This is a genomic window from Pseudomonas sp. S2_E01, assembly GCF_054668365.1.
This window is the reverse complement of sequence record NZ_CP162762.1, coordinates 1,142,136-1,148,872: the sequence shown is the minus strand read 5'-3', so window position 1 is coordinate 1,148,872 and position 6,737 is coordinate 1,142,136. Positions and strand designations below refer to the sequence as shown.

General features: G+C 60.2%; 6 protein-coding genes. 3 read left to right on the top strand and 3 right to left on the bottom strand.

The window, feature by feature from the left end; translation table 11 throughout:
- Positions 1-255: 255 nt before the first annotated feature.
- Positions 256-990: a thioesterase II family protein gene (locus AB4O36_RS05380; RefSeq protein WP_460122250.1), complete on the bottom strand. Its 735-nt coding sequence runs from the start codon at positions 988-990 to the stop codon at positions 256-258.
- Positions 991-1,124: 134 nt separating this feature from the next.
- On the opposite strand from AB4O36_RS05380, the gene AB4O36_RS05375 reads away from it, so the two are divergent.
- The gene (locus tag AB4O36_RS05375; protein ID WP_460122248.1) at positions 1,125-2,258 is read left to right on the top strand and encodes a cupin-like domain-containing protein; all 1,134 of its coding nucleotides are present in this window, start codon (positions 1,125-1,127) and stop codon (positions 2,256-2,258) included.
- A 448-nt stretch (positions 2,259-2,706) separates the two neighbouring features.
- Here AB4O36_RS05375 and AB4O36_RS05370 read toward each other — a convergent pair whose 3' ends face one another.
- Together AB4O36_RS05370 and AB4O36_RS05365 are read right to left on the bottom strand one after the other, a co-directional pair.
- The gene (locus tag AB4O36_RS05370) at positions 2,707-3,531 is read right to left on the bottom strand and encodes an IS3 family transposase (RefSeq protein ID WP_460142112.1); all 825 of its coding nucleotides are present in this window, start codon (positions 3,529-3,531) and stop codon (positions 2,707-2,709) included.
- An 8-nt stretch (positions 3,532-3,539) separates the two neighbouring features.
- Positions 3,540-3,842, bottom strand: a complete 303-nt coding sequence (locus AB4O36_RS05365) for a transposase (RefSeq protein ID WP_014717988.1) — start codon at positions 3,840-3,842, stop codon at positions 3,540-3,542.
- Positions 3,843-4,103: 261 nt separating this feature from the next.
- Between AB4O36_RS05365 and AB4O36_RS05360 the strand changes: the two genes are divergently transcribed.
- Positions 4,104-4,901: a glucose 1-dehydrogenase gene (locus tag AB4O36_RS05360; protein WP_460122247.1), complete on the top strand. Its 798-nt coding sequence runs from the start codon at positions 4,104-4,106 to the stop codon at positions 4,899-4,901.
- Positions 4,894-6,720 carry a glycoside hydrolase family 15 protein gene (locus AB4O36_RS05355; RefSeq protein ID WP_460141184.1) on the top strand — a complete coding sequence of 609 codons (1,827 nt, stop codon included), beginning with the start codon at positions 4,894-4,896 and terminating at the stop codon, positions 6,718-6,720. The genes AB4O36_RS05360 and AB4O36_RS05355 overlap by 8 nt, the downstream gene beginning before the upstream one ends.
- Positions 6,721-6,737: the final 17 nt, after the last annotated feature.

The following is a 6,737-nucleotide window of genomic DNA, read 5'->3' as shown; positions in this document are numbered from 1 at the left end:
TTCTTGGCATCCGGATCAGTAGGCAGAAAGCACAAAGGCGCGTCGTCCCTATAAAACGAATGCAGTCCGGAAAAATTAGCGGGTGGGAATAACTATCAGAGGGGCGGTGCGATGGGGTGTTGAATGCGGCACTGACCCTGTAGGAGCGAGCTTGCTCGCGATTGCGGTGTGTCAGTCACTCATCCATTCACTGGCACACCGCTATCGCGAGCAAGCTCGCTCCTACAGTGGGATTAGGTGGTGTCTGGAAAATCGTCAGGCCGTTGCGGCCACTACATGCCGGCGATGATGAACGTCCAGCTGATCCTTGATCACCCGCAGCACGCGGGCTTCGTGCTCGTGGATAAAGAAGTGCCCGCCAGCCAGCATGTCGAGCGAAAAGCTGCCGTGGGTTTCCTTGCTCCAGGCGATGAGTTGTTCGGTACTTGCCCTGTCGGCCTTGCCGCCAAACACGTGCACCGGGCATTTCAGCAAGGGGCGCTGCAGGGGCTCGAAGCGCCCGCACAGGAGGAAATCGGCACGCAGGATCGGCAGCGTCAGGCTCATCAGCTCTTCGTTGGCCAGCACCTCTTCGCTGGTGCCGTTGAGGGTGCGCAACTGGTCGATCAACTGCGCGTCGGTCTTGGGTTGCGCAAAGCCGCGATCATAATTGGCACGCATCGTCGGCGCCGCTGTGCCCGAAGCGAACAGCGCGACGGGCTCGGGGCAGCCCAATGTGCGAAACGCATGGGCGATTTCACAGGCAAGCAAGGCCCCCAGGCTGTGCCCGAACAGGGCATAGGGCGCCGTGAGCCGGGCTTTCTGTTCCCGGGCCAATTGCAACGCCAGGGTGCGCATGTCGGTGTGCAGCGCCTCGGCATAACGGGCACCGCGTCCCGGCAACTCCACCGGTTGCACATCCAGCCACTGGGGCACCTTGCGCCGCCAGCGGCTGTAAACCATCGCACTGGCGCCGGAGTACGGCAGGCACAGCAGGGTCAGCTTGGTCACCGCGTTCACCTTGGAAAAAGTCGTCTACTTCCATGAACGCGCGAACCCTGGGGCAAATTAGTCAAGCATGCGGATAAATTTGCGTCACGACGTTTCGTTCCCTGTTCAGACCCAAACCAAGAAGAGTGATCGTCGTGGACCTGCAAATCATCCTGGGCAAACTGTTCGCCAATGCGGGCGCCGTCGGTATCGAAGGTGTTTTTCAATTCGTGTTCGGCCCGCACCAGGCCTACTGGTCCGAGGTCAGGGCCAGCAGCCGCACCGAGGCCGGGCGCCATGCCAGTCCCGACGTCACCATCGAAGTCGCGCAGGAAGACTTTATGGGCATCATGGGGGGCTCGGCCAATGTCGAGGAACTGTTCGCCAGCGGTCGCCTGAAGATCGGTGGCAACATGGGCCTGGCGACGATGCTGCCGCAGATCATCGACAGCGCGCGTCATGGCGGCGCCGTGGTGGAAAAGGTCGACATGAACAAGCGCTACCCGACCCCACCGCGTTTCAGCGAAACACTCACCGCCCGCCTGCCGATCCAACGCACGGTGGAGCGTCGGCCGCGCAGCGAATTATCCGTGGAGGAATTCAAAAGCCGCTACTTGCCCAATGGCGTGCCGGTCATCATCAGCGATGCGTTGCAGGACTGGCCGCTGTTCAAGCTCAGCCGCGAAGAATCATTGGTGCACTTTGCGCAACTGCAAGGCATCACCCGCCATGGCGACTACGTGAAGAAAACCTTCTCGACGGAGCGGGACTTTCGCTCCACTTCAATGGCCGAGTTCATCGCCTCACTGGATGCCCCTGCCACCCAAAACGCCGATGGCGAACCACCGGCCTACATGGGCAACAACATCCTGCCGGCGCAATTGATGGAGCAGATCAAGTACCCACCCTACTTCGACCCTTCATTGTTCATCCCTCCACGAATCTGGATCGGCCCCAAGGGCACCCTGACGCCACTGCACCGCGACGACACCGACAACCTGTTCGCCCAGGTCTGGGGCCAGAAAACCTTCACCCTCGCCGCCCCCCACCATCGCGAAGCCCTCGGCACCTGGTCCACCGCACCCCAGGGTGGACTGGACGGCTGCGACTTCAACCCGGACGCGCCAGATTACAAGCGCTTTCCAAAAGCAGCAGCGGTGACCTTCATGCGAGTGACGCTGGAGGCCGGTGATTTGTTGTTTTTGCCAGAGGGGTGGTTTCACCAGGTGGAGTCGGTATCGACTTCGTTGTCGGTGAATTTTTGGGTGAATTCGGGAAGGGGGTGGTAGCTGGGGCTCATTTTTGCGGGTGTACATATCCATTTCTACGGCAACGGCCAGCCCCCCCCTGTAGGAGCGAGTTTACTCGCGATGGTCGACAGAACAACGCTGGGTGTCAGGCTGCCCGCGTTATCGTTGACGTCCATCGCGAGCATGCTCGCTCCTACAGAAGATCAAAATCACAAGCAGAACACGGACCCTGTAGGAGCGAGTTTACTCGCGATGGTCGACAGAACAACGCTGGGTGTCAGGCTGCCCGCGTTATCGTTGACGGCCATCGCGAGCATGCTCGCTCCTACAGAAGATCAAAATCACAAGCAGAACACGGACCCTGTAGGAGCGAGTTTACTCGCGATGGTCGACAGAACAACGCTGGGTGTCAGGCTGCCCGCGTTATCGTTGACGGCCATCGCGAGCATGCTGAACTGGTCAAGTAATCTTGGACACTGATTACGGTTCACGCCGCCAATCTTTCCTTCACGACCGGCGACCTGTAGTCGTTATAGCTGTGAGGCCTGCTGATGTTGTAGCGCGAGACATAGCGCTGCACATCTGCCCGGGCCTCATGCTCCAGTTTGTAGCCCGTTTCAGGCACCCACTCGGACTTCAAACTACCAAAGAAACGCTCCATCGGGGCATTGTCCCAGCACTCGCCTTTACGGCTCATACTTTGCCTGAACCGATGTTTCACAAGCGCATTTCGGAATTTATGGCTGGTGTACTGGCAACCTTGATCAGAATGAAACAACACATCCTGGGGATGGCCGCGCAGCTCAACCGCCATGCGTAGCGCTTCGCAGGTCAGGTTGGCATCAGAAATCATCGAAAACGACCACCCTACGATCCTGCGAGCGTACAGATCCAAAACGGCGGCGAAGTACATCCACCGCTTGCCGACCTTGATGTATGTCACGTCGCCACACCACACCTGATTAACCGCCGTCACATCAAATTTTCGCTTGAGCACGTGCGGCGCCACCAAGGCCTCCACACCCGGCGACTTGTACTTATGGCGCCGGCGCTGACGACTAGCGATGCCAGCTTCGCGCATCAAACTGCGAGCCATATAACGCCCGATACGATGCCCTTTGGCTTGTAGCTCCTTGGACAAAGTACGTGCGCCGGCCGACTCTCTGGACGCCTTGTGGTGCCTGACCAACGCGGCTTTGAGCTTGTCCCGTTCAGGATTTGCTCTGCCTTGGCGCTGGCGCCAGGCGTAAAAGCTACTGCGGTTGCCCCCAAACGCCCGGCAACACTTTTTAACGCCGTACTGCTCGCCCAGCTCATCGATCAGCGTGAATGATCTTTGGCGTCCAAAAGCAGGAGAGCACTGGCCTTTTTTAGGATTTCGATATCCAGGTCTTTCTCTCTGAGCAGAGCTTTGAGTCTCTGGATTTCTCGTTGATCAGCGGTAATCGCCTTGGCCCCCACCGGAGTCGAGCCCAAGCGCTCTTTTTGCACTTGATCAACCCAACGGCGCAGGGCTGTGGGGCCGATATCCAGGCTGGCACAGACTTCGGTAACCGGCTGACCTTCATCCAACACCATGCTGGCAGCCTTGAGCTTGAACTCACTCGAATAGGATTTACGCATATCCAAACACCTCAGATTTGGGCGCTATCATAGCGCCCGATTGAAGTGTCCAAAATCATTAGGCCAGTTCATGCTCGCTCCTACAGGGGGCCAAAGTGAGTCACCGTAAGGGCGAAACCATAAGCGGCCGTTACCGCAGCAATGGATATGCCCCCAATCAAGCCCCAACCAAACCTGACAAAAACTTCACCCACCCACCTGAACTCTCCCCGCCCCCCGCCAGTCAGCAGAATAAGCCCTAACCCCAAGGCGCCGTCCAACATGCAGATCTCACTGAAAAACCAGGTCGCCCTGATCACCGGCGCCAGCTCCGGCATCGGCGCAGGTAGCGCCAAGGCCCTGGCCGCCGCCGGCGCCGCCGTCGTGATCAACTACAATTCCCATGCCGCGCCCGCCGAACAACTGGCCCAGGACATCAACGCCCAGGGCGGTCGCGCTATCGCCATAGGCGCGGACGTCTCGCAGGAAGAAGACGTCGAACACCTGTTCGCAAAAACCCTCGAAACCTTCGGCACCCTGGACATCCTGGTCGCCAACTCCGGCCTGCAAAAAGACGCACCCGCCATGGACATGACCCTCGCCGACTGGAACCACGTGATCGGCGTCAACCTCACCGGCCAGTTCCTCTGTGCCCGCGCCGCCCTGAGAATCTTCAATCGACAGGGTATCCGCGAAGGCGTGTCCCGGGCGGCCGGCAAGATCATCCACATGAGCTCAGTGCACCAACGCATCCCCTGGGCCGGACATGTCAACTACGCCGCCTCCAAGGGCGGCCTCGACCAGTTGATGCAAACCCTCGCCCAGGAAGTCAGCCACCAGCGCATTCGCATCAACGGCATTGCGCCGGGAGCAATTGCCACCGCAATCAATCGCGATGTCACCGAAGGTAATACCACCAACCTGCTCAAGCTCATCCCCTACGGGCGCATCGGCGAGGTCGAGGACGTCGCCAATGCGGTGGTGTTTCTCGCCTCCGACGCCTCCGACTACATCGTCGGCACGACGCTGTTCATCGACGGCGGCATGAGCCTCTATCCGGAGTTTCGCGGCAATGGCTGATCATCACCAGGAACGACAAAGCGCCATCGACGCCCACGGCATCATTGGCGACATGCGCAGCGCGGCGCTCGTCAACGACAGGGGCAGCGTGGATTTCTTCTGTTGGCCTGAGTTCGACAGCCCATCGATATTCTGCTCGCTGCTGGACAGCCCAGAGGCCGGGGTTTTCCAGTTGTCACCGGACCTGCCAGACGCCCGCCGCGAACAGATCTACCTGCCCGACACCAACGTGCTGCAAACCCGTTGGCTGAGCGAGCGCGCCGTGGTCGAGGTGACTGATTTGCTGCCGATTGGCGACAGCGAAGATGATCTGCCGATGTTGATGCGCCGGGTGCGCGTCGTCAGCGGGCGCGCCACCTTCCACATGCGTTGCGCCGTACGCCACGACTACGCCCGCGCCAAAACCCGTGCGCGCCTGGACGATCAGGACGCAGTGTTCGAGGCGGCGGATCAACCAGCGATGCGCCTGGCCTCGGATCAGACGTTGAGCCTCGAAGACCACGCCGCACTGGCCGAATTCACCCTGGAGCAGGACCAGAGCGCACAGTTCCTGCTCGGGGGTGCCGACGATCCTCGCTTCAAAAAAGGCGCTGCCGATCTGTGCATGGCGCGCACGCTGAAGTTCTGGCGCGACTGGTCCGGTCAATCCAACTACCGTGGCCGCTGGCGGGAAATGGTCAATCGCTCCGCCCTTGCGCTGAAGTTGCTGACCTCGCGCAAACACGGGGCGATCCTCGCAGCAGCAACCTTCGGCCTGCCGGAAGCCCCGGGCGGCGAGCGCAACTGGGACTATCGCTACACCTGGATCCGCGACGCCTCGTTTACCGTCTACGCGTTCATGCGCCTGGGATTTGTCCAGGAAGCCAACGACTACATGCGCTGGGTACGCGGGCGGGTCAGCGACTGCCACGGCAAACCGATGAAAATCAACATCCTCTATGGTATCGATGGTCGCCAGGAATTGCCGGAAACCGAGCTCTCGCACCTGTCCGGCCATGGCGGCGCCCGGCCTGTACGCATCGGAAACGACGCCTACGCGCAGATCCAGCTCGACATCTTCGGCGAGTTGATGGATGCCGTGTACCTGGTCAACAAATACGGCGATGCCATCTCCCACGAAGGCTGGAAACACGCGGCTCACGTGGTCGATCAGGTGTGCGAGACCTGGCAGCAAAAAGACGTGGGCATCTGGGAAATGCGCGGCGAGCAGCATCACTTCCTGCACTCGCGATTGATGTGTTGGGTAGCCGTGGACCGGGCGATTCGCCTGGCGTCCAAACGTTCGTTGCCAGCGCCGTTCGCCCGTTGGGACGAGACACGACAGGCCATCTACGCCGACATCTGGGACAACTTCTGGAACGAGGAGCGTGGGCATTTTGTCCAGCACATCGGCGGCACCGCCCTCGACGGTTCGATGCTGTTGATGCCGCTGGTGCGTTTTGTCAGCGCCAAGGATCCACGCTGGCTCGCGACCCTGCAAGCCATCGAGAAACACCTGGTGCGAGACGGCATGGTCTATCGCTACCGTAACGATGACACCGGGATCGATGGCCTGGTCGGCACCGAAGGCGCCTTCGCAGCTTGTTCATTCTGGTACGTCGAATGCCTGGCTCGGGCGGGGCAGGTGGAAAAGGCGCACCTGGAGTTTGAGCAACTGTTGCGCTACGCCAACCCGCTGGGGTTGTATGCCGAGGAGTTTGACAGTCACGGGCGGCATCTGGGCAATACCCCGCAGGCGCTGACACATCTGGCGCTGATCAGCGCGGCAGTGTTCCTGGATCGCAAGTTGAGCGGGGAGAAGAGTTCCTGGCAGCCTTGAGACTGCTCGCGATGGGC